The sequence below is a fragment of the Nitrospirota bacterium genome, assembly GCA_020846775.1.
Taxonomy (GTDB): Bacteria; Nitrospirota; 9FT-COMBO-42-15; order HDB-SIOI813; family HDB-SIOI813; genus RBG-16-43-11.
The window spans coordinates 1-23416 of the sequence record JADLDG010000021.1; the positions used below are offsets into that span (position 1 = coordinate 1).

General features: G+C 46.7%; 24 protein-coding genes. 8 read left to right on the top strand and 16 right to left on the bottom strand.

Features of this window, described 5'->3' with window-relative positions; translation table 11 throughout:
* The first annotated feature begins 549 nt into the window (after positions 1-549).
* From IT392_02100 to mgtA, 3 genes are all read left to right on the top strand, one after another.
* Entirely contained in the window at positions 550-816 is a 267-nt protein-coding gene (locus IT392_02100; GenBank protein ID MCC6543277.1) for a hexameric tyrosine-coordinated heme protein, read from the top strand.
* 2 nt (positions 817-818) lie between these two features.
* A complete protein-coding gene (locus tag IT392_02105; GenBank protein ID MCC6543278.1) occupies positions 819-1166 on the top strand; it encodes a DUF488 domain-containing protein in 348 nt (115 codons plus the stop codon).
* Between the two features lie 271 nt (positions 1167-1437).
* A complete protein-coding gene (mgtA, locus tag IT392_02110) occupies positions 1438-4143 on the top strand; it encodes a magnesium-translocating P-type ATPase (GenBank protein MCC6543279.1) in 2706 nt (901 codons plus the stop codon).
* On the opposite strand, the gene IT392_02115 is transcribed toward mgtA, so the two are convergent.
* Positions 4116-4529, bottom strand: a complete 414-nt coding sequence (locus tag IT392_02115) for an HTH domain-containing protein (GenBank protein ID MCC6543280.1) — start codon at positions 4527-4529, stop codon at positions 4116-4118. The genes mgtA and IT392_02115 overlap by 28 nt on opposite strands.
* A gap of 156 nt (positions 4530-4685) precedes the next feature.
* Here IT392_02115 and IT392_02120 point away from each other — a divergent pair, with 156 nt between their 5' ends.
* Positions 4686-5411, top strand: coding sequence for a hypothetical protein (locus IT392_02120; protein ID MCC6543281.1), 726 nt, complete (start codon positions 4686-4688; stop codon positions 5409-5411).
* Positions 5412-5473: 62 nt separating this feature from the next.
* Here the strand turns inward: IT392_02120 and IT392_02125 are convergent, their stop codons facing one another.
* The 8 genes from IT392_02125 to IT392_02160 all read right to left on the bottom strand — a co-directional run bounded on the left by IT392_02125 (position 5474) and on the right by IT392_02160 (position 10919).
* Complete coding sequence (locus tag IT392_02125; protein MCC6543282.1) at positions 5474-5731, bottom strand: hypothetical protein; 258 nt, start codon at positions 5729-5731, stop codon at positions 5474-5476.
* Positions 5732-5835: 104 nt separating this feature from the next.
* On the bottom strand, positions 5836-5982 hold the full coding sequence (locus IT392_02130; protein MCC6543283.1) for a hypothetical protein: 147 nt from the start codon (positions 5980-5982) through the stop codon (positions 5836-5838).
* Complete coding sequence (locus IT392_02135) at positions 5975-6907, bottom strand: DsbA family protein (protein ID MCC6543284.1); 933 nt, start codon at positions 6905-6907, stop codon at positions 5975-5977. The genes IT392_02130 and IT392_02135 overlap by 8 nt, the downstream gene beginning before the upstream one ends.
* A 50-nt stretch (positions 6908-6957) precedes the next feature.
* The gene (gene sugE / locus IT392_02140) at positions 6958-7287 is read right to left on the bottom strand and encodes a quaternary ammonium compound efflux SMR transporter SugE (GenBank protein MCC6543285.1); all 330 of its coding nucleotides are present in this window, start codon (positions 7285-7287) and stop codon (positions 6958-6960) included.
* Positions 7288-7333: 46 nt separating this feature from the next.
* Positions 7334-7756: a nucleoside diphosphate kinase regulator gene (rnk, locus tag IT392_02145; protein ID MCC6543286.1), complete on the bottom strand. Its 423-nt coding sequence runs from the start codon at positions 7754-7756 to the stop codon at positions 7334-7336.
* Positions 7757-7986: 230 nt separating this feature from the next.
* Complete coding sequence (locus IT392_02150; protein MCC6543287.1) at positions 7987-9555, bottom strand: AAA family ATPase; 1569 nt, start codon at positions 9553-9555, stop codon at positions 7987-7989.
* A 165-nt stretch (positions 9556-9720) separates the two neighbouring features.
* Positions 9721-10761 (bottom strand): zinc-dependent alcohol dehydrogenase family protein, encoded by a 1041-nt coding sequence (locus IT392_02155; protein MCC6543288.1) that lies wholly within the window; start codon positions 10759-10761, stop codon positions 9721-9723.
* Positions 10758-10919 (bottom strand): hypothetical protein, encoded by a 162-nt coding sequence (locus IT392_02160; GenBank protein ID MCC6543289.1) that lies wholly within the window; start codon positions 10917-10919, stop codon positions 10758-10760. Before IT392_02160 ends, IT392_02155 begins: the two co-directional genes overlap by 4 nt.
* A 226-nt stretch (positions 10920-11145) precedes the next feature.
* Here IT392_02160 and IT392_02165 point away from each other — a divergent pair, with 226 nt between their 5' ends.
* The 3 genes from IT392_02165 (at position 11146) to IT392_02175 (ending at position 13015) form a co-directional block, all read left to right on the top strand.
* Positions 11146-11319 (top strand): hypothetical protein, encoded by a 174-nt coding sequence (locus tag IT392_02165; GenBank protein ID MCC6543290.1) that lies wholly within the window; start codon positions 11146-11148, stop codon positions 11317-11319.
* Between the two features lie 303 nt (positions 11320-11622).
* A complete protein-coding gene (locus tag IT392_02170) occupies positions 11623-12057 on the top strand; it encodes an NfeD family protein (protein ID MCC6543291.1) in 435 nt (144 codons plus the stop codon).
* Positions 12058-12070: 13 nt separating this feature from the next.
* On the top strand, positions 12071-13015 hold the full coding sequence (locus IT392_02175) for a paraslipin (GenBank protein ID MCC6543292.1): 945 nt from the start codon (positions 12071-12073) through the stop codon (positions 13013-13015).
* A 225-nt stretch (positions 13016-13240) separates the two neighbouring features.
* On the opposite strand, the gene IT392_02180 is transcribed toward IT392_02175, so the two are convergent.
* The 5 genes from IT392_02180 to IT392_02200 form a co-directional block, all read right to left on the bottom strand.
* On the bottom strand, positions 13241-15283 hold the full coding sequence (locus tag IT392_02180) for a VWA domain-containing protein (protein MCC6543293.1): 2043 nt from the start codon (positions 15281-15283) through the stop codon (positions 13241-13243).
* A gap of 1 nt (position 15284) precedes the next feature.
* Positions 15285-16121 carry a CbbQ/NirQ/NorQ/GpvN family protein gene (locus IT392_02185; protein MCC6543294.1) on the bottom strand — a complete coding sequence of 279 codons (837 nt, stop codon included), beginning with the start codon at positions 16119-16121 and terminating at the stop codon, positions 15285-15287.
* A gap of 13 nt (positions 16122-16134) precedes the next feature.
* On the bottom strand, positions 16135-17472 hold the full coding sequence (locus tag IT392_02190) for a cbb3-type cytochrome c oxidase subunit I (protein MCC6543295.1): 1338 nt from the start codon (positions 17470-17472) through the stop codon (positions 16135-16137).
* A 58-nt stretch (positions 17473-17530) separates the two neighbouring features.
* Positions 17531-17947 (bottom strand): cytochrome c, encoded by a 417-nt coding sequence (locus IT392_02195; protein MCC6543296.1) that lies wholly within the window; start codon positions 17945-17947, stop codon positions 17531-17533.
* A gap of 333 nt (positions 17948-18280) precedes the next feature.
* Complete coding sequence (locus IT392_02200; protein MCC6543297.1) at positions 18281-18916, bottom strand: zf-TFIIB domain-containing protein; 636 nt, start codon at positions 18914-18916, stop codon at positions 18281-18283.
* Between the two features lie 200 nt (positions 18917-19116).
* On the opposite strand from IT392_02200, the gene IT392_02205 reads away from it, so the two are divergent.
* A complete protein-coding gene (locus IT392_02205; GenBank protein MCC6543298.1) occupies positions 19117-20589 on the top strand; it encodes an ATP-binding protein in 1473 nt (490 codons plus the stop codon).
* 81 nt (positions 20590-20670) lie between these two features.
* On the opposite strand, the gene IT392_02210 is transcribed toward IT392_02205, so the two are convergent.
* Complete coding sequence (locus IT392_02210; GenBank protein MCC6543299.1) at positions 20671-21384, bottom strand: M48 family metallopeptidase; 714 nt, start codon at positions 21382-21384, stop codon at positions 20671-20673.
* Positions 21381-23416, bottom strand: a 2036-nt coding sequence (locus IT392_02215; protein MCC6543300.1) for a type I restriction endonuclease subunit R, incomplete at its 5' end; no start/stop codon positions are given. The genes IT392_02215 and IT392_02210, both read right to left, overlap by 4 nt.

Consider the following 23416-nt stretch of genomic DNA (forward strand, 5'->3'; position numbering starts at 1 on the left):
CCGTTTTAATCTGTGAAAGCGCAGAAAAGATAGTTTAATAATAATGAGGTACTGATAAAGATTGCTGATTTTCAGCTATGGAATTTAAAGTGCCCGGGACTATGGAAAATTAATTGACTTTGAGGCTGAGACCCTGAAACAAGTTCAGTGTGACAGCAGGCAATTTCCCACCCCGTCACTGAAGGGTTACAAGGTCGAGAGGGTGTTTGCTGCATGCCGATAATCTATGTTCACATGAACCTTGACGAAAAGGATGTGGGAAAAAACAGGCTGCGGGCTAGTAGACGAATAGGCCGCTGGAGTCACCGTATAGTTTCGAGATGACAAGACCAGTTGCCTCACATAATAATCTATCTGAAAGTAGCAACCTTATAAAATTACAAAAATATAAAGTCCTCTATTGACAAAAAGTTATTATATGATCATATATACATATGAAATATGTTTCATTTAATGAAGATAATATCAGGACAGAAGAGTTTTCAGGGTATTAAACATTGTTGTTTTGTAACCAATCAATTCATGTTCTAAGAAGAGAGGAGGCATAACATGAACAACTTGCCTGATGAAGAGTTGGTGCTTATACCAGGAGGAACACTTATCACAAAAACACCGGAGGCAGGAAGAGCACTCGCTATGCTTATTGCCCGGCATACTATTCATAATATTCAACCTGACTTGGATGTCCTGAAAGCTGGCCGTAAAACGTATTCAACTAATCCGGATAGTCTTACAGCAGCTGCACAAGTGGTAGCAATCGAGTTCCAGACAATCGCAGCAGCAAATAATTACTGGAAGGATACAGGAAAACTCTAAATATGATTAAACTGAAACGAGTTTACGAACCGGCAGAAAGTAGTGATGGACAACGTATCCTAATTGACAGGCTTTGGCCTAGAGGGCTAACCAAAGAAAAAGCAAAAATTGATGTCTGGTTAAAAGATATTGCTCCCAGTACAGAGCTTCGACAGTGGTTTGGTCATGATCCTTCTAAATGGAATGAATTTAAAAAACGATACATCAGTGAAATAAAGAAAAATAATGATGCAGCATCTCAATTAACAGCACTGCTAATAAAAGGCAACACAACGTTAGTTTATGGAGCAAAAGATGAACAGCATAACGACGCAGTTGTACTGAAAGAATATTTTGGAAATAAGTTATAAGTATATGACCTTTGAGGAGACGTTTACTATTACTGTTGTGCCCCCATTCAGAGCTGAAGAAAGAACTTGTCGAAGAATAAATCTGTGACCGATTCGTCACAAGGTATTCTTGGTTAACAAAGGAATTAATGATGCAAAAAGAGTTTTGGTTCTTCCGGGTTTAGCATGGCTCCAGTTCGCCTGGAATCCCTCCAAATAAGCGCTCGTTCCCTCCATGAAAAAAAAGCATAAGGCAAAACAGCAAAGATGGAGTAATATCGGGGAATATTGCATGAATATTTTCAGCCGATTTCTGGTGTTACGCCTCAACCGAAACCTGTTCCGTCGCCAGCCGATCCTTGAGACAGTGACGCGAGGAAAGCACACGACGCGGCCGGAAGAGCCTTTTAACCACCGTCTGGTCGAACAGGCCCGCCGCGATCTGGACGAATTGCTGGCACAGCTGAATACTTCATCGCAGGGCCTGAGCGACACACAGGCCGAGGCGCTGCTGGAAACGCACGGCCCCAACGAGGTCGAGCACGACCGCCCGGTGCGCTGGTGGCGGCATCTTTGGCTGAGTTACAACAACCCGTTCAACCTGCTGCTGACCGTGCTGGCCGCGGTATCATACTTCACCGGCGACATGCAGGGCACGCTGGTGATTGCCACCATGGTGGTGTTGGCCACACTGATTCGCTTTTTTCAGGAGCGGAGCTCCAACCAGGCAGCGCAGACGCTGAAGGCGCAGGTAAGCAATACCGCCACGGTTCGACGGCGTGCCGACGAAGATGCCGTTTCTGGCGGCCTGCGTGAGATCCCAATCAAGGAACTGGTGCCGGGCGACATCGTGCTGTTGTCGGCCGGTGACATGGTGCCGGCAGACTGCCGCGTGATGACCGCCACCGACTTGTTCCTGGCCCAGTCGGCGATGACCGGAGAATCCCTGCCAGTGGAGAAATTTCCAAACACCAGTGCAGCCGATGGTCCTGCGCTGGAAATGGACAACCTGGTGTTCATGGGCACCAACGTCATTTCCGGCACGACCACCGCGGTGGTGCTGGCGACAGGCAACGACACGTATTTCGGTACCCTGGCCACCCGCGTCACGCGCGTAGCCGATGCGGGTGAGGCCAACGCTTTCCAACTCGGCGTCAACAACGTCAGCTGGCTGCTGATCCGCTTTGCGTTGGTGATGGTGCCGCTGGTGTTGTTCATTAACGGCTTCAGCAAGGGGGACTGGCCGGAGGCCTTCCTGTTCGCTCTCTCGGTGGCAGTCGGGCTGACCCCGGAAATGCTGCCGATGATCGTCACCACCACGATGGCGCGCGGCGCGGTGGTGCTCTCGCGCATGCAGGTGATCGTCAAGCGGCTGGATGCGATCCAGAGCTTTGGCGCCATGGACGTGCTGTGCACCGACAAGACCGGCACGCTGACCCAGGACAAGATCGCACTGGCCCATCACATAGACGTGGCCGGCAACGACTCGGACGAGTTGCTCGGTTTCGCCTATCTGAACAGCTATTTCCAGACCGGCCTGAAAAATCTGCTGGATCGCGCGGTACTGGATCATGTCGAGCTGAAAACGGAGCTGGACATTGTCAGAAACTACCGGAAGATTGACGAGATTCCTTTCGACTTCGAGCGACGGCGCATGTCGGTGGTGGTGGCCGAGCGCGAGGATCACCACGAGCTGATCTGCAAGGGCGCGGCGGAGGAAATGTTCGATATCTGCACCCAGGTGAAGTATGACGGCCGTGCCTGGCCTCTGGACGAAGACAGGCGTGAGCGGTTTCTTGGCGTGCTGCGCGGCCTGAATGAACGCGGCCTGCGCGTGGTGGCGGTGGCAATGAAGGAAATTCTGCCCGACCATTTGGTGTACTCCAAGGCCGACGAGTCGGAGCTGACGCTGATCGGTTTCATAGCCTTCCTTGATCCGCCGAAGGAATCAACCGAACCGGCGCTGAAGGCGCTGGCCGAGCACGGCGTAACGGTCAAAGTTATCACTGGCGACAACGAGTTGGTTGCTATTGAGGTCTGCCGACAGGTCGGGCTGGAAGTGGACGGGTTCCTGCTCGGCGCGCAGATTGATGCGATGGACGACGAAACGTTGGCCAAGGCGGTCCAGGCGAACACGATCTTTGCCCGTGTCTCACCGCTCAACAAGGAACGCCTCGTGCGCAGCCTGCACGACCAGGGCCACGTGGTCGGCTTCATGGGCGACGGCATCAACGACGCGCCAGGGCTGCGCTCTGCCGACATCGGCATTTCAGTCGATGGCGCGGTGGACATCGCCAAGGAAGCAGCCGACATCATCCTGCTGGAACGTAGTCTAATGGTGCTGGAGCGCGGCGTGATCGAAGGTCGCAAGACTTTCGCCAACATGCTCAAGTACATCCGCATGACCGCCAGCTCCAACTTCGGCAACGTGTTCTCAGTGCTGATCGCCAGCATCTTCCTGCCGTTCCTGCCGATGCTGCCGCTGCACCTGCTGGTGCAGAACCTGCTCTACGACATCTCCCAGGTCGCCATCCCGCTTGACAACGTGGACAACGAACAGGTACGCCGCCCGCTGCAATGGAACCCCGCCGGCATCGGCCGCTTCATGCTGTTCTTCGGACCGCTCAGCTCGATCTTCGACATCATCACCTTTACCGTTCTATGGTATGTGTTCAAGGCCAACGACGTGCTCCACCAGACGCTGTTCCAGTCGGGCTGGTTCGTTGTCGGTCTGGTCACGCAGACGCTGATCGTGCACATCATCCGCACGCCGAAAATAGCCTTCATCCAGAGCCGCGCCTCGTGGCCGCTGCTGGGCATGACGATGCTGATCATCGCCATCGGCGTGTACCTGCCGATGGGACCGCTGGCTGGCTACTTCAAACTGCAGCCCCTGCCCCTGCCCTATTTCGGCTGGCTGGCGGGAATCGTCCTTGGCTACGTCCTGCTGACCGCTGCAATGAAGCGTTACTACATGCGTCGCTTCGGCTGGGATTGATAGACTGATGTCAGCCATGAAGAGGTTTCCGCGTGATTTCTAGACTTCTCACAGACAGTCCTTTCTACAGAAGGTTTTCCTAAATTGTGAGATAATTGTTGCCCGACAAGGAGGGCTGTTAGCTCACCGCTGTTCAGATTCAGGTCACGAAGTGAAAAATCCGAGTCTGTAAACCGGTACGTATTGTATTCTCTATCAAAGGTAATTGAAAACCCTGCGGCATCAAGATCATTCAAATCCCTGTAGATGTTCCGCTCTGTAGTACCGAATTCCTGTGCCAGGATTTTTGGAGTGCACTGTTGACGAATATCAAGGTTTCTAAGGATGGAGAGGAGTCTGTGCAGTTTCTTTTCCCTATCCACATCTTTTCTGGATCTCTCCGCCATATTTTCCCTCCGCTGGCATAACTTATATGCATTTCAGGGTCTTGTCAAACAAGTCATCTATCGGGTATTCTTTAGCATAATGATCAATTACCTTATGTATCGCATATTCTATAAAGTTTTCTTGTGTCATTATAAAGAATATAATAAAGTTATTGTATGAAAACCGTCGTACAAAAATTAAACATTAAATTGAAAGATAATCCTTTAACTGAGCAAATCAAATTTCCCTTTGACGGGCTTTGTTCCATTACAATGACAGGGAGTGCCCCTTTTTCATATCAATTCCACAGTATTGATACCGATACCTGGTATTCCGATAAACCGCTCCTTTGCAGAAACAAAAAAGAACTCCTGCCATTTGGTAGTTATAAAGGGAGAATTTTCAGTTTTGAGTTCAAGAATGTCTACCGGGGGGATAACACTGTAACCCTGCATGCTGAGTATTCAGAAAAGTCTTCTAATGATAAAGAGTATTCCTTCCGGGAATATACTCTCGACGGCTTATATAGAAAATCCCCAGTTGTAATCGAAGCAGGGCAAGAAGCAGAAGTTTTTCTAAGAAACTTCAGGGGAGGACATTATGAAGTTCATGAGATTTACTCATCTCTTGATAAAAGGCTTTCTTGCAAGATAAGGAATGACGCTAAGATAATTGACCGCTTTACATTAGTGAACATGCATAGCTTTAAGATGCCGTGGACATTACGCTGGCCAGATTCGGCAATACTTTGTTTTAAGAACGAAGACAATACAAAATTAGAGTTTCAGCCAACTGATATTTATTTTGCCGGATACCTGATAAAACCAACAGAGGTAATAGAAAGAATCTCTCCTATCAATGCCCGTGATTCCTTTCTTATCGAAGGAATCAGGTTGAAGTAGAGTATTTCTTTATTCCTGCGCCTTTTTAATTCCCATTTTAATTGCATTCTCAGCAATAATTGCTAACGGCTCATAATTTTTTTGGTCAGGGCAAATGTTTTCCGGAGTATGGAAAATCGTATTTCTATCTCAGGTTCATGGCAGTCAGTCAATTTCTCCAACTTTTCTGAAGCCGCTGCCGAAACATCTTCTGTAAGAAATGCCTTTATATTATTAACACGCCTCACCAGATCAAGTTGTTCTATAAATTCTTGCAGGTCTTCAGGGAATTGAACTGATGCCTTTTCAGAAAAATAAAGCAATCTGTCTTTTTCTTGCATCCTTCCCTCTATAATAAGCAGTCAGGTGCGAGCAAATGCAGGTAATCTTTTTATCATTTGTAGCTGCTACAAGGACAGGTGTGGCGGACATGAAATTTAAGCGATCATTCTTCCCTTTCGGCTTCTTTAATTGCCATGTTAGTGTCTTCCAGCCCGTCGCGTCCCTCGTAAGAGGCAATGAAGCGGAGTAGCAACAACACAAAGTTGATATTTTTGGGATAATTGCCCGGATTAAAAATGTTTTTAATCATTATTCATTTGTTTTATAATTTTCCAAATAGCTCCATTTTTTATTGTCAACTTATTCAACGTTCCTGTTCCAGTCAGGTCGTCTAAAATCTTTTCACATTGACTTCTGGGTGTTCCAGTTAGTTCTGAAAATTCTTTTGCGGTTAAGGAATGATATTTTGAAAAGATAAATTTCCAGTTTTTATCGTAGTCATTTTTATTGGCTGTTGGATAAAGCTTTAAAATGGCATTTTCATAAGATGAATAAGGTTTTGAACCATAAACACATTCACTCTTCCCTGTTGTGTCCACGAAAAACATTGTCGGGAAACCTCTTACGCCTAGTTCTTTTCCCAATTTCAAATCTTCATTAAATAATTCTTTTGCTTTGCTATCATAATTAGATTTAAATTGCTCAATATCTAATTCTACTTTCTTTGCGGCAAATTCTAAATGCTCCCATTTTGTAATGTTTTTCTTTTGTAGAAAAACCATTTCTCTGATCTCCCGAAGAAATAGAATTGCTTTTTTATTGTCTTGTATTTGAGCTGCTTTAAATGCAATTGATGGCGGATAAGATGAGTGTAAAGGGTCTTCCAGCCAAACATCTCCATCAATTGGCATATCATAATAAATACTCACATCGTCCCAATGCTGTGCCACATCTGATGGTTTTCCAATGCCACCGCTATTGTAACTCCAATCAGGTAATAAACCTCCCATTCTATATTCTATCTCAATATAGTTTCCATATTCTAATTTAAGTTTACGTAATTGTGGTTCTATGCCCCAACATGAAGAGCAAATAGGGTCAGTGTAATAAACTACCTTTATGGGTTTCTCAGTTGTTTGAATATTGATGGTTTGGCCCAAGTCATTTTGTTGAGTTGGTATTTCACACGTTCCGGTTTCTGTGTCGCATAAAAGCGGATTGTTTTGTTTTTTCATTTTTTTATTGTTTTGAGTATCGCCATTTTTCATAGGTGTTTCATATTTAGTTATTGAACAGGAACTTTTGAGAATATTTTTAAACCTACAATTCCGACTATGATCAGTAATATGAAAAAAATCCTGATAAGCTCTTTTGATTCACCAAACAAAATTATTCCAAGGATTACAGTCCCCACAACTCCGATGCCTGTCCAGATTGCATATGCTGTTCCGATGGGAATTATTCTAACTGCATACGATAAAAAGTAAAAACTTAACATCATCGTTAGAATTGTAATAATACTTGGCCAGAGTTTGTTAAAACCCCCAGTGTATTTCAGGCCGACTGCCCAGCCAATTTCAAAAAGACCGGCAATGCAAAGATATATCCAGGCCATACTCCCTCAATAATAATTTAGTTGAAGCGATAGTGCCCGGAGAAGTTTATAGGTGGTAATCGCCTGCGGCTTCAGGTTGATAGAGAATCTCTACAATTTTCAACTTCCGTGTTCCGAACGGTACCGGCCACTCAATCATTTCCCCAACGCTACACCCGAGAATGGCCGTTCCAACCGGGGCAAGAATAGAAATCTTTCCGGTCGCAGCATCCGCATCACGCGGAAAGACCAACGTATACACCAGCTCTTCCCCTTTGCTCACGTCTAAAAGCCGCACGCGTGAGTTCATTGTGACGACATCTGCAGGGATGTCTTTTGGGAGAACAATATGCGCCCGGTCTAATTCTTCGATTAAGCCTTCCAGATGAATGCTGGTACTCGTGCTCCCTTTGAATGCTTGCCAGACTCCTAATAGTTCAGTGAGTCTATTCAGATCAAATTCAGTAATATAAATGTCTCGGCGCTCCATCACACGTCTCCTTTTTTCTTGATAAAAAACTCAGGTAAAAATCCAGGGCATCAATATTAAAGTTGATACCACAATATCTTTATCGCCGAGTTATGTTACCGGCACAGGCCATAAATCGAAACGACCATAATTTTCGCACTGTCGCACTTGGAATTCGCTTATCCGAGATTAATGTATCAGTACAAGATTTTTCTGTCAACTGGGTTTAGTAACCGGCATCGAAACGCCTGTTACAAAGACTGATTGACCAGCGCAAGGATCTGCACCGACTCGGAGACCGATTCGGTGTCAATGGTAACGGTGTAGCTCCGCTCATCCTCATAAAGTCCCGCGTACACCGCGAGCTGATGTTCCAGTACACTGAGATCTGCTTCCGAGATGTCGCTGCCTTCACGCTGGCGCTCCCGAATGCGCTGTCGAAGCACATCGGCTTCGGCCCGAAAGAACAGGATGCGAATCGGCACTCCGAGGCGATACGCCAGTTGTTTAAAGGAATCTCGTTGTTGACGTCCGAGAAACGTCGCGTCGATGATCGCGGAATACCCGGCGTCCAGAACAATCCCGGCGAGTTCCGCAAGTTTCGCATAGGTCTGACGGGTCGCGTCCTGGGAATACACCCCTTCTCCGATAGTTGCCTCCTCACCTTGCCGCTTGCCTTTACCAAACATACGCAGTCGCTCGCGATCCGAACGGATTCTTATCGCTCCTATTTGTTCGGCCAAGGGGGCCGATAGAGTGGACTTGCCGCTGCCCGACAAGCCGTGAGTGATGAACAATACCGGTCGTTGCGGTTGCGTGTAGCTGAGGGCGAGTTGCAGATAACGCTCGAATTCCCGTGCGGCCGGCGCTGTCGAGTCACACCTGGTTTCCTGACTCGAACGAATATCCGCCACCTTGGCCCGCACCATGGCGCGGTAAGCCAGATAGTAGCGAAATACCCGCATACCCGCATAATCTCCGGTCCGTTCCAGATAACCGTTCAGGAAACGGAAGGCAAAATTACGCTCTTTGCGGTCCTCGAGATCCATGCACAGGAAGGCCACTTCGTTCATCACGTCAATCCAGTAAAGATCGGGGTTGAACTCGATGCCATCGAAGATGACCGGCCGGCCGTCAACGATCGCCATGTTGCCCAGATGCATATCGCCGTGGCATTCACGAATGAATCCCCGTTGTTTTCTTTGTCGAAACTGCTCATAGCGCGCCTGGTGTTCGTGTACCGCCCATCGGTTCACGCGATCGAGCAATTGAACATGCCGGGAATCGCGCAGACGTTGTTGAATTTGAATGAAGTTTTCACGCACCGGAGCCGCGACGTGCTCCGGATCGCCGTATTCGGTCTCCCCGGTTGCCGCCGGAATGGTCTGATGGAAGTCCGCAACCTGTGCGATGATCTGATCTATGTGAGTATTTGTCAGGCGATGCTGATCTACCCTGTGGCTCAGCAGTGCGTCCTGCGGGAAACGGCGCATTTTCACCGCGTATTCGATTGCTTCGCCGGACCCACCCAGTAGCGGTTGCGCCGGCGTGCCGGTAATGGGAACTACCGCCAGGTAGAGTCCGGGCGCCAGTCTGCCATTGAGGCGCAGTTCCTCTTCGCAATAGAATTTGCGTTGATCCAGTGTCGTAAAATCCAGGAACCCGAGATTGATCGCTTTTTTGATCTTATAGGCATACGGGCCACACAGGAAAACCCACGAGATATGGGTTTCGATCAGCTGAAACCGATCGCTGTCGTGCGGGTAGACCGATGGATTCCGCAGAGAGCGGATCAAGCTGTCCTGGTTTTTGCCGGGCATTTCCGACTGCTCCTTGTGTCACCGGTCCGGCCGGTAAAAAGTGCGCCTTGTTTTCCGCCCTCTATTGCTGGCCCCTGCCATGGACTACGAATGGGGCTAAAGCTCTTGAAACAGCTACCATCGTAAAATTGATCCGTGCACTTTGGATTATTCCTTTAGCAATAGTTATTCATTATTAATAATAATTTTTATTGCTTTTTCTTCAGCACCATTTAAAAACACTTGATAAGCATGCTCAAGTTCTGAAAGAAGGAAATGATGTGTAATCATTTTCTTTAAATCCATATGATTAGCAGAAACCGCTTTTAACAGCATTGGAGTTGTATTTGTGTTAACAAGTCCAGTAGTTATAGTAAGATTTTTAATCCATAGTTTTTCAATTTCAAAATCTACCTTTTTGCCATGTACTCCTACATTGGCAATGTGAGCTCCTGGTTTTACTATTTTTTGGCAAATATCCCAGGTTTGAGGAATTCCAACAGCTTCAATAGCAACATCAACACCATCGTCGCCAACTATTTCTTTAATGGCTTCTTCTGCATTCGTAGTTCCAGAATTAATTGTGTGTGTAGCGCCTAATTCTTTGGCTAATTTAAGTCTGTTGTCATCTAAATCAATCATGATTATTTTAGAAGGAGTGTAGAACTGAGCTGTTAAAAGTACAGACATCCCAACAGGACCAGCACCAACTATGGCAATTTCATCTCCGGGTTTTACATTTCCATATTGAACACCTATTTCATGACCAGTAGGCAGAATATCGCTTAACAAAACAGCTATTTCATCATCAATGTTTTCAGGGATTCTATGTAAGCTATTATCGGCATGAGGTATTCTCACATATTCTGCTTGTACGCCGTCTATCATGTGACCTAAAATCCAGCCTCCATCTTTACAATGTGCATACATTTGTTTTTTACAATATTCACAGGAACCACAAGAAGTAATACATGAAATCAAAACTTTGTCTCCCTTTTTAAACTGAGAAACGCTATCCCCAATTTCTTCAACAATACCTACACCTTCATGACCAAGAATGCGTCCACTTTCAATTTCAGGGTTTTTGCCTTTGTAGATGCCTAAGTCAGTTCCACAAATAGTTGTTTTTAAAACTTTTACAATTACATCTGTTGGCTTGATGATTGTTGGTTTTGGTCTTTCTTCCAAAGCGATATTATGATCGCTATAATAAACTAATGCTTTCATTTTTTTCTCCTTTCTGGTTTATAATAATACAAATAATACGTTAATAACCCAACGCTCTCAAATATTTCATCATCAATATTTATCCAATCAACATTTCCTTTAATATCAGCAACAAAACTATCAAGAGAAGTATGCAAAGATAAAATTATTTTTCTCAATATTTATTCTTCATAAATTTAACTGATTCTATAATTACTCTTGTTGATGTATTTTATCATATTCAAAGTGTATTATCAGACTTATTTGTGTTTATTAATGATGGATAAAATTGACAATGTCTTAATATTTTGTAAAGCCTCCCTCCATATACCACAGGCAATATCTACATTGACACATAAATCTTATCCTGCTATTCTGACCTCGAAAAAGGATATTCTATTGCGAATGAAAAAGGATAATACACTTGATCCGGTTGACCTCAAGACGCTGAACCTGTTGAATCTACAGCAGGAAGATGTTGAACAAGAAGGTATAGACCCAAAGGTGAAGTTGATGGACAAGCCGTTCAATCCGGCTCTCATCAACATTGATAAAAAAACGCCATCGCTTCACCATTGAACCCGAATGATAAGCAGATTCATTTAAGACCAGACCACGGAACTGATGTTTTAAACGCCTTCGCAAGACAGATAAAAAATAGTCAGTATGTAAATGGCATCATCAACTCATTGCCGTGGAATAGCAGAACAACAAATTTTATTCGCAGGGTTTAGGAATGGTAATTCAAAGCACCGGACGGAATCAGAGGGAGACAGAAGAAATAGCAAGATTGTTAGAAGAAGAATATACTTGATTCAATCACATGACAACCGAAACCTCAGAAAAGCAAATTCCTGGTGTGCAACGGGGTAAAAGAATATAATGGAATGGTGGATCTGGATACTGTTAGGTCTTGCACTGTTATTGGGTGAGCTGCTTACACCAGGCGGCTTTTATATTATCTTTTTCGGCATAGGTGCCATAGTGGTGGGTACCCTTGCCGGTTTGGATGCAGCGGGCCCTGCCTGGTTTCAAGTTATTCTGTTCTGTGTAGCGTCCGTTGTCACCCTTTGGTTCTTTCGCGGACGGCTTCTCCAGCTTACGCAAGGCACAAGCCGAGACGACGTCGACAGCCTGGTTGGCGAAATAGCTGTGATGATGGAAGAAGTCCCGGTTAACAGCGTCGGCAAAGCCGAGATGCGCGGGACATCCTGGAACGCGCGCAACATTGGAGAGCGAACCTTGTTGCGCGGAGAGCGCTGTAAAGTAGAACGCGTTGAAGGCCTCACAATCTTTGTTCGAGCTGAACAAAACTGAAACGGAGGAAAGCATGGGCGGATTAGTTGTCGTCATCATATTGGCAGTTGTAATTATCGTTATCGTTGCAAAGACGGCCGTCGTGGTTCCGCAACAGAGCGCATTCGTAGTTGAGCGACTGGGAAAATACAGCGGGACGCTCAACGCGGGATTTCATATTCTCATTCCCTTCCTCGACGTGGTTCGATACAAACATTCTTTGAAGGAGCAGGCCATCGATATACCGCCACAGGTTTGTATTACAAGAGATAATGTGCAAGTTTCCGTGGATGGTGTGCTTTACCTGAAGGCTCTTAATCCCGAGCGTGCTTCCTATGGCATCGGCGATTATATTTTCGGTATCACCCAGCTCGCCCAAACGACACTGCGCAGCGAGCTCGGTAAGATTGAATTGGACCGCACCTTTGAAGAACGGACCAACATCAACACCCAGGTCGTCAGTGAACTGGACAAAGCCTCCGAGCCGTGGGGCATCAAAGTCATGCGATATGAGATAAAGAATATCACACCGCCTCAGGATATCCTTGCGGCAATGGAGAAGCAGATGCGCGCAGAGCGGGAAAAGCGGGCGCTCATTTTGACCTCCGAGGGACAAAGAGATGCCGCCATCAATAGTGCAGAGGGCGAGAAGCAACAAGCGATCAAGGCCTCCGAAGGGAAGAAACAGCAGCAAATCAACGAAGCCGAAGGTGAGGCGGCAGCCATCCTCGCCATCGCTGATGCCACAGCTAACGGGATACGCAAGGTCGCCGAAGCGATTCAGCATCCCGGTGGGTTTGAGGCGGTGCAACTACGTGTTGCCGATAATTATCTAACGCAGTTCGGTAAACTTGCACAGGAAGGAAATACGATGATACTGCCGGCAACCCTGAGCGATGTCGGCTCGATGATCTCACTCGCAATGAACGTTATTCAACGTCATGTCACGAGCAGCGCTGACGGAACCAGCAAAACGTAAGGTCAGGGATCAAACCATCGGCCATCATATGTCGGACTGACCCACGTCAGTGCATTCCCGGATTTTTAGGAATTTAATAAGCAGTGAATAAATTAGCATGGGATACGGAAGTGTGGTCGGCCCGCGATAGTCTCTCATTTTCAGTGCTATGGCCTATACCTCATTTCGTAATATGACTATTAAGTCATCTCCGAAAACATAATTTCTTAATTCTATATGAGAGCCTCAGAGCTGCTGTATTATCCTCGCATAAAGATCAGGCAGTCTCTTCGTCAGCTTGTCAGCCCCCGAGACCACCACGTAATTCCCTTTGCCAAAAAGTCCCGGCAGATACTCTCGAGCGTTGCTGTCTACAGTGAGACAGAATGGGATTATACCTTCCCTCTCAGCCTCTTTAATTGCCATGCGCGTGTCCTCCAGCCCGTAGCGTCCCTCGTATGCGTCAAGGTCATTTGGTTTGCCGTCAGAGAGAAGAAATAGTAACCGTACCCTTGAAGTCTCTTTCTGCAATTTGCTTGTTGCGTGCCTTATGGCCGGGCCCATCCTTGTATAGTGGTAGGGTATCAGTGAACCTATACGCTCTCTAACTGTGTTTCCATAGGTCTCGTTGAATCCCTTTATGTGATAGTAGCGGCAGTTCCTGGTCGTCTTGCCTGAAAAACCGTATATCGCGTGCCTGTCCCTGAGCTTACTCATAGCCTCGCACAGGATCACAAGGGCTTCCTTCTCGTGGTCTATGATCCTGTGGTCGCCAACCCATCCGTCAGTTGACATACTTAGATCAACGAGGAACAGCACGGATATGTCACGCTCGTTTCGGGTGTATGTTGCGTAGAGCCTGTCGCTGGGCGTTATGCCTGCTTCATAGTCTGAAAATGCCTCCACTGCGGCGTTAAAATCTATAAAATCTCCATCCAACTGCCTGCTCTTTAGCGTTGCAGCAGGGGTTATCGCCTCGAACTTGAGCGTCACCTCTTTTATCACACCCTTCTTATCTCTCAGAATGGCGTCTACTGCCTCTGCTCCCGCACCAGCCGCTATAAACTCGCTGAGTCTGGAGGCATCCTTAATATATGTACCTTTACGGTAATCCCATTCCGGATATAAGAAAACCTTTTTTGTATCTATTTCCCTTGCTGACGCCGCAGAATAATCATCTGCCTTTTCAATATCTGCATCAAAGACGGATGTTGTCGTTTTCCTGACCTCAGCGGTCGTCAACTCTTCCATGTTGTCGGCCTTCTCGCCTGAATCTTCATCAGGATCGTCATCAAATGGCCGCGTGACATTTACAAAGTCCGCCCATGAGAGAAGTTTGTCATATATGTTTAAGGCAAGGCCCTGTTCGTTCTGCTCTTCATCAACGGTGGTTTTCTTTGCGGCATATCTGTTGCGTTTTTCGGATTTGGTCTCTGATTTTTCTTTAGCAGCCGTCTGCTCCGCGTCAGTAGAGGAAGCATCAGTAGCGTATATCTCCTCATGATTAAAAAAACCTTCTTTTATCCTGCCGGGTATAAGCTTGCCCCACGGGGTAAAAGGCACCATGCCCCTGTATTTTTTCATCAGCAGACCGGCATCCTGCCAGGACTTTTTAATTGCCTGTGCCATCCCGAGGCTGTCTTCAGACCCGGATGATACCTGGACTCCGCTTAAAGTTCCAATGAGCGACTCTTTTAAAAATTCCTCGATCCGCCATTCAGCCCTGTTTGTATGTTGAGGACCGGGACGCCTGCTGAGCAGATATTTAACAATATCCTCCCAATCGCGAAAGACACCTGGATATGCATCTTTAATGAATGAGGTTATCCTGATATTATCTATTATCCAATAGAGGTCAGCAATGAGCCTGTCCTGTTCCAATAACGTGCGGTTTGTGAGTGCGGTCTTCAATGTATTAAGGCGTATCTGGCTGGCAAGAAAAAAGAGGAGGAGCCTGGTAAGTTTCTCCTGCCTTTCCATGTCGGGCATATCAACCATAGAGAGCGGCAGGAATACGGTCTCTCCGTCGCTCCATCCGAATCCATGATCAGTGAGTATTGCAGGGTGCGCCATCTTATTCAGGGTTTGAAGGTATGGCCTTGGAGGGGTGTCGCCCTTTATGCAGGCTGCCCGCATAGATTTGCCGGCTGCCATTGAAGCCAGTATGCCGAATCTTCTCAGATGACTGGTAAGAAGAAAGGGGGCCTTGCCGGCCCCCCATTTTTCCATGCGCCTGCTGTAGAGGTACTGTATCGCCTTGTCAATACCTTTTCCAACAAGATGTTCCATCTTAAAAGACGGCTTCTATAATATCCATCATCGTGCGCTGAATCTCCGCATCGTCTGTCAACGGCTGGACGATGGCTGCCTCGCACGCTGCCTTTACCGAAAGGCCGTTTATTATAAGCGTTGCAGCATGCACAAGCATTCTGGTACCGGGATGAGAATCGAGGCCGGAGTCTGCAAGCGAACGCATCTTCCGGCTCGCTGAGACGAGCTTTGCAACGGTATTTCTATCAAGCCCGCTTTCACTTGCAACTATATCCGTCTCCATCTCTTCAGGCGGATAGTCAAACTCAAGGGCCACAAATCTTTGACGGGTACTCGGTTTGAGGTCTTTAAGGATATGCTGATATCCTGGATTGTAGGAAATGACCAGCATAAAGTTTTCAGGTGCGTGCAGCTCCTCTCCCGTCTTTTCAATGACCAGGATCCGCCTGTCGTCAGACAGCGGGTGTATGATGACGGTGGTGTCTTTTCTTGCCTCGACCACCTCGTCGAGATAGCATATTCCGCCCTCTCTGACTGCCCTTGTAAGCGGCCCGTCCACCCAGACGGTCTCCCGCCCCTTTATAAGATACCTGCCTACGAGGTCTGATGACGTCAGGTCGTCGTGGCACGAGACCGTATGAACTGGAAGTCCAAGCCGCCATGACATGTGGGTCACAAAGCGGGTCTTGCCGCAGCCGGTCGGTCCCTTCAGCAGGACCGCCATGCCGCTCTTGTATGCCGCCTCGAATATATCCACCTCGTTTCCGACAGGGAGATAAAACGGCTCTATTCCTGTTCCCGGCCCTGTTCCTGTCCCGCTTACTTGCAGTGCGGTTCTTTCAGTATGTACCGTCATCTAAACATTCTCCTTATGCCGCAATCCCGCGGCTTGCGGCCTTGCCCGGGAAGAAGAAGTCATAGAGATAAATGACAAGCCCGATCGCAAATGTGCAGCCGAAGAATAACCTGAGGCCGTAGAAGATACCCATATGACTCTGTGTCTCCATAAATGGCATAGCCATTATGCGCTGCAGGTATACCTGAACAATACCAGCGCCCGTGAGCGATAGGGCTATAAACATCATGGAACTTACCATTAACCAAAAGGCAAGTATCTCGGCCTTTTGATGAGATGGCCTGCTCTTTCTTATGTTAGGCATGGCATACGATGACATAGCCAGGACTATCATTGCATAAGCCCCGAAAAAGGCAAGGTGTCCGTGACTCGCTGTTATCTGTGTACCGTGGGTAAAGTAGTTTATCTGAGGAAGCGTGTGCATGAAACCCCATACCCCTGCCCCCAGCAAAGAAACTATCGCCGTTCCGGCTGTCCATAGAATTGCCGCACGATTTGGGTGATTACGTGTCCTCTTGCCGACCATCTTAAAAGTGAAGGCCACCATCGCGGCAAACGGAAGCACCTCAAATATTGAGAACCATGCGCCCCATGTCTGCCAGAAGGCTGGTGTACCTATCCAGTAGTAGTGATGTCCGGTGCCGATTATACCTGTTAGGAAGGTAAGACCGACTATCAGGTAGAGCCACTTCTCCGCAACTTCGCGATCAATTCCGGTAAGCTTGATAAGAAGAAAAGAGAGAAGCGCAGCCATAATAAGCTCCCACACTCCTTCAACCCAAAGATGTACTACAAACCACCAGTAATACTTGTCTACCACCATGTTATCAGGTTTGAAGAATGCAAAGAGATAGAAAACAGCGAGGCCAAGAAAGCCTGTTAGAAGTATGATTGAAACGCTCGTCCTCTTTCTCCCCTTAATCATTGTCATTATCATGTTGAAGATAAACATCAGCACAACAATGACGATGGCGGCCTTTATAATGAATGGCTGTTCGAGAAACTCCCTGCCGTCATGCCACCGGAAGAGATAACCTACTATGGCAACTACCCCGCCTATAAGAAAGAGCCAGAAATGCAGAAGGGCAAGCTTGACACTATATACCTCACCTTCAACCTCTTCAGGGAGAAGATAATACGCCGATCCCATAAAACCGAAAATAAGCCAGACTACCAGAAGATTGATGTGAATCATTCGGGCTATATTAAAGGGAATAGCCGGAAAAAGCAGGTCAGGCCATATGTACTGTGACCCGATTATAAGACCAAAGATTATCTGTCCGGCAAAAAGCAGCATAGCGGCAATAAAAAACGGATATGCTACGCGCTGTGATTCATATTTGTATTCCATAAAATTCCTCTCCTTCAGATTGTTATTTTTTTCTTAAATACATTACAAGCCAGGTTCGTTAACCCTCTTTGTTGGGCGGCCAGTTATTGGTGTCGATATTTCCCATCCATTTAAAGAACTCAACCAGTGAATCTATGTCTTTCTCTGAAAGGTCGAACTGCGGCATTTTTCTGGTACTGCCCCAGCCCGCAGTTGATGCAACTGTCAGCACTGTGCGCACATAAGGCTCACCTCGTCTTGCAATGACGTTTCCAAGTTCAGGGGCATAGTATGCTCCTTCACCTAAAAGTGTGTGACAGTCTATGCATGCGTGCCTCTCCCATACCTTCTTACCCCATGCAACACCCTCGGTAATATTCTCAGGGTGAGTCCTTTCCGGGTATGATTGGTGCGACATTATGGTAAGTACCAGCAGTATCGCAGAAACAACTAAAGTTGATCCAATAAACATGTTACGTGCCGAAGCTTTTGTCATTTATTCCTCCTGTTTTGACACTTTGAACAATCTTGCTGAATTTAACAAACTTTTAATGCAAATAAGCCTGCTGATCAATGCCGTATTGTGTTGTACGGTAACTACTGACACCTCCCCTCCTGCCATTTTTTATCAAATATCACCTCCACAGCATTGTGCGTATTCGAACCAGCAACTATTTATCAATTATTTTTGTTAATAGAAGAACAGCTGTTTTTCGACAGTAACACAGAGATTCAGGCTATAGGTATGATATAGATCATCTCAGGTATTTATACCTTATCACTTCATCTATGAGGCGGTTTCATGGCCCTGAAGTTATAGAAGGCAGAGTTATTCCCCAAACATCCATCTCTTGAAATTCCAGAAATTGAGCAGTCTCTGGATAAAGGCTGTCTGGTCCACCTTGATGGCGAGTCTCTCGATTTCTACGCGGTTTTTTTCTATCTCTCTGTCCTGAACCCGTTCAAGACCACCGTCTGCTATAAAGTGTCTTATCTTTTCGAGTTCGCCTGCATCGAGCCAGACACCGTGGTTGCCGCACTCATCTATTATTACACCGGATATTTTGGCGAAGTTTTTTCTGTTCATTATCTTGCCGCAACGGACGCAGGGGATGTAGGTTACAGTATCCTCAGGCGGCTCTTTCATGTATTCGTGAATTATGAGACTTTCTTCTCTGTATACGTCAGATTCCCTTGTAGCCATGCGGAATTTGCCCCTGTCCAGCCAGAGGCCGCCGCAGTCCTGGCATAGTTCGTATTTGTCACCCGGATATACCCCATCCCTTCCCCTACCCTCCCCTTGAGGGGGAGGAGGGAGATTGCCATACTCTCTATTATCCGGTCGGGAAGCGGCTGTTTCATTTTTCTGAGTAAAAGTTACAAGGGGTTTCTTACAACGGGGGCAGCAGGGCGGTATGTCTTCGGTCTTATCTTTGATATGCCCTCCGCAGATTGGGCATATCATTAAGGCTGCATTAATTTGCTTTCTGCAATGATCACAGATTTTTGTTTTGTACATGGCAACTAATAATAAAGAGTTTGATTACAATAATGAATATTATTTAAAAATATCACGTTAGTCAATGGCCTACGTCATCACCTCCTTGAATAACGGCACAGTTTACTGTATAGTCGTAAGGAAATTCAGCAGAGATAATAAGCTTTATGGAACCGAATCGTGAGACATTAGAAATTACTGTTGACAAGAGCCATCTGATTACCATAGGTGAAAAGCTCTACACCCAGAGTATTGAATTGATCCGGGAGCTTGTCAACAACGCCTATGATGCAGATTCATCAGTGGTGGACGTTACAATTACTGAAGACAAGATTGTGATTAAGGATAACGGGAGCGGCATGGATCTTAACGGGCTTAAGCAATATTTCAATATAGGGTCGCCTGAGAAAAAACATCATCCCAAATCTCCGAAATTCAAAAGGGACAGGATTGGACAGTTTGGTATAGGGAAGTTTGCAACCCTTTCGGCATGCGGGAGCTTTACCGTTTATACTCAAAGCGGGGATTTTGCAGCAGAGGTGGTCTTTGATAAGGAAGAGTGGGGTGAGAGTGAAGACAACTGGCATCTTCCGATGACAACCCTTCCGTATGATGCTTCAAGGGAAGATGGGACAACGATTACCCTGTCCAAGCTCACAAAGAAATTTAACATAGAAGATGTGGAGGAGAGACTTATTGAGGGGGTGCCGATCAGGGACAAGGATTTTATTGTATATCTAAACGGGAAAAGGGTGATGAGCAGGGAATTGCAGGGACGCAGATTCCCGGTTATAGAAGGGACCCCTTATGGCCCTATTCATGGGGAGATAGTTATACTGCCTTCCGCTAAAACAACCACGTCCGAACCGCTGGGCATAGAGTGCAAGGTAAAACAGGTAACCGTTAAACGCGAATATTTTGGTATGGATACATGGGGAAAGGATATGGCCCGTGTAAGGGGACTAATCTTTGCAGATTTCCTCCCTGTAACTACCGATAGGTCAGGGTTTATCACAGACTCTGAGGAGTACAAGGCGTTCTATGATGCAATGTTAAAAGTTATAGACGATGTAAAGTCCTATTTGAAGAAATCGTCCGATGAAAAAGATACGAAGGGGGCAAGGAGGGCATTAAGAGAGGCCCTGCACAGGGTGCAGGAGTCACTTAAGATAAATCCGGATTATGCCCCTGAGGGAATGCTTCCTGTCGGGGAAGGCACAGACGGTATGGGCGGCGCCGGTCTGGTGTCTGAAAAAGACAAGAAGAAAAAGGTTGAGACAGTTGGTGAGAAGAAGGCAGAGAAAAAGGAAAAAGAGAAGAAAAAGAGGACGGAGAGCCCTGCTGTTTCTAAATTAACCCCGGATGCCGTAATACAAAGGCTTAAGATGGGTTACAGCGGTATTACATGCTGTATTGACCATTTTGGAGAAGACGGCCCGGAGTGCTTTACAGAAGGGAATACGATTTTTATCAACAGAGACCATCCGTTATATCTGCGTGAGGTCAAAAACCGCGACACCCATATCCTGAATATATCCCGTCTGCTGACACAGGAAATATCACTGATGAAAGACCCCAAGAATCCGCGTCAGGCGTTTGAGAGGCAGAGCAAACTGCTGAGGGATGCATTCAGGACGTGAGTTTCCGTGCAAGCCTACAGCATGTAAAAGTGTAAGGACTATCCCATCCTCTCTCGCCCTTTCAATTACCTCATCCTGTCGCTATATAAAAACTCTCTCAAGACGTTCTTTCCTTTTTTCCCAGTCCGGCATAAACTTCGATAAGAGCCGGAAATAAACCTTATTATGAGTATGGACTTTCAAGTGACAAAGCTCATGCATGATAACATAATCTATGCAATACACAGATGCCTTAACGAGAGCCGTATTCAATAGGATGTCGCCTGATTTGCTGCAGCTCCCCCACCTTTTGGACATCTTGCGCAGTCTGATATCAGGAAACGGGACATTCAATTTCTTTGCGCGTATGTAGCACTCTTCCAACCGCCGTGAGAAGATCGTCCGGGCGTGCTCCTTATACCACTCATCGAGTAAGTCTTTTATCTTTTGAGTATTATCAGGATCAGGTGTCATCACATAGAAATAGGCTCCTTTCAGCTTCACCTCGTCTTCGTTATGTTTTTTTATCTTCAATCTATACTGCCGTCCAAGAAACAGGTGTGTTTCTCCTCCGACATAACGCCGGGAGGGAGTGTGCGGTTCAAACTCGCGAAAGTAGGCGATTTGCTTTCTGATCCAGCGGGCTCGCTTTGCCACCCGGTTTCGAATGGTCTCAAACAAAGTTCCTCCTGGCGCCTTTACAATAACCCTTGCGTCAGGGTGCACGGCTATCTCCATCGTCTTCCTGTCTGTATAGACGACAGCAAAGCATATCTTCTCTTTGCCATACTCAACGCTTCCATTCGCAGTTCTCATGAAGGCATTCTACGCCGTGCAAGCTGCATTGACCGTTCAATAATCTCATCCATTTGTTCGGTGGATAACGCAACATTTCTTGCGCCCTGTATCTCATCATAAAGGTAATCATCAATATCGTTAATAACCTTATTTTGAACATCGTCATCATCCCAGAAATGAACCTTCCAATTTCGGCTGAGGATATCCTGAATTGCCAGTGCAGCATCGGCTGATAGATCCTCGCATGCCGCAGCATCAGAGACTTGCTCTTCAAAGAAAGGCTTCAGCATTCCATAGAAGGCCTGTGCGTCCTCATGATTATCCAGCTTCGCAGGGATATCATCATGCTTGCGGGTGACAACCTTATCACTGATTTCCAATACCTTCTTTAAATATTCCAGGTCAGCAATTCGCTTGGACCTGTACGCATCTATAGCCTGCTGAATCAGTTTCGAGAATTTTTCATAGAAGGCAGGGTCCTCTTCCATTTTTTCATTGATGACCTTCTTTGTGGCATGTGCAATAGCGTCTGCCCTTGAGGCCGTCGTCTTGGCGGCATAAACGCCCTGTTGCTCCTTAACCATGCCGAACGTTTTATCATCAAAGATATTCACCGGTTCATTTAGCCGTATGACCTGATTCGCCTCAATATGGGTATCAAGCAGCTTCTTAATCTTAGGCTCATAGTCACGGTAGTCAATGGACTCCGCATACCGAAGCTTCACAGATGCCTTAAGGTTATGGAATCGTTTGAGGGTGTTTTTGTACTGCGTTAGCTTCTCATCAGGAGTATTCATCATAAACTGCTCGGTGGATAGCGCCATTGCAAGTATATTGCTGTAGTCCGCCAGCCGCTGATAAAACTCCTCCCGCAGCGAGGCATCGCTCAACAACAACTCATATGCCTCCTCATCGTAGCGGTTCTTCACCTCTTTAAAGAGGTCCCAGAGATCAGAGTAGGCCTGCGGCAACTTAGCAGTTTCCTGGTGGATTGATGTGAGCGTGCCTTCGATATCCTGCTCGTCAAAGTTCTCCAGACCTGCATCGGCATACATTGTTAGAGCCTGGTCCAACTCGCCAAGGATACTGGCATGATCAACGATATAACCAAAATCCTTTTCTGCACCGAGGGTTTCATCTTCATAGAGCCTGTTCACACGTGCAATCGCCTGCAGCAGGGTATGCTCCCTGAGGGTGCGGCATAGATACATAACCGTGTTACGCGGCGCATCAAAACCTGTCAGTAATTTATCAACGACGATCAGGATTTCCGGGTGATCTCCATACAGAAACTGGCTGACGATCTGTTTGATGTATTCTTCCTCAGAGCCGTATCGCTTCATCATCTTTTGCCAGAACAGGACTATCTCACCTTTTGGTTCATCTGCCGGCCCCGCTTCAACCTCTTCAAAACCCTCCCGTGTATCCGGCGGTGATATTATCACTTCTGAAGTAACATGTCCGAACTCATTCAGGAACGCATGATATCGCAATGCCGCCGGCTTACCCGGCGCGACCAACTGGGCCTTGAATGGAGTGCCCTGCCAGTTCTGGCGAAAGTGCTCGCTGATATCAAAGGCCCGCATATAAATGACCTTGTCGGCCTTGTTCAGCATCTCGGCCCGCGCGTATTTCTTTTTAAGGTCAGCCTTCTGCCCTACAGTAAGTCCCTGTGTATGGCGGTCAAACCAGAGATCAATGGCAGCCTTGTTCTGCTCCATTTCCACGTAGCGTCCTTCATAGAGGAGAGGGACTACCGCCTTATCTTTTACTGCCTGCTTAATAGAGTAGTGAGGTTCAATCAGACCGCCGAATTTGAGGAAGTTATTCTTCTCCTTCTTCATCAGCGGAGTTCCGGTAAAGCCTAGGTAACATGCCATCGGAAACATCTGCCGCATCCGGGCCTGCAAATTCTTGAATTGAGTGCGGTGCGCCTCATCCACCAGCATGAAAATATCAACGGACTCCTCCCGGTGTTTTTTAACGTTAAGTGCCTTGTCGAACTTGTGAATCAGGGTGGTGACAATAGCGGCCTTCTTTTCCGAAACCG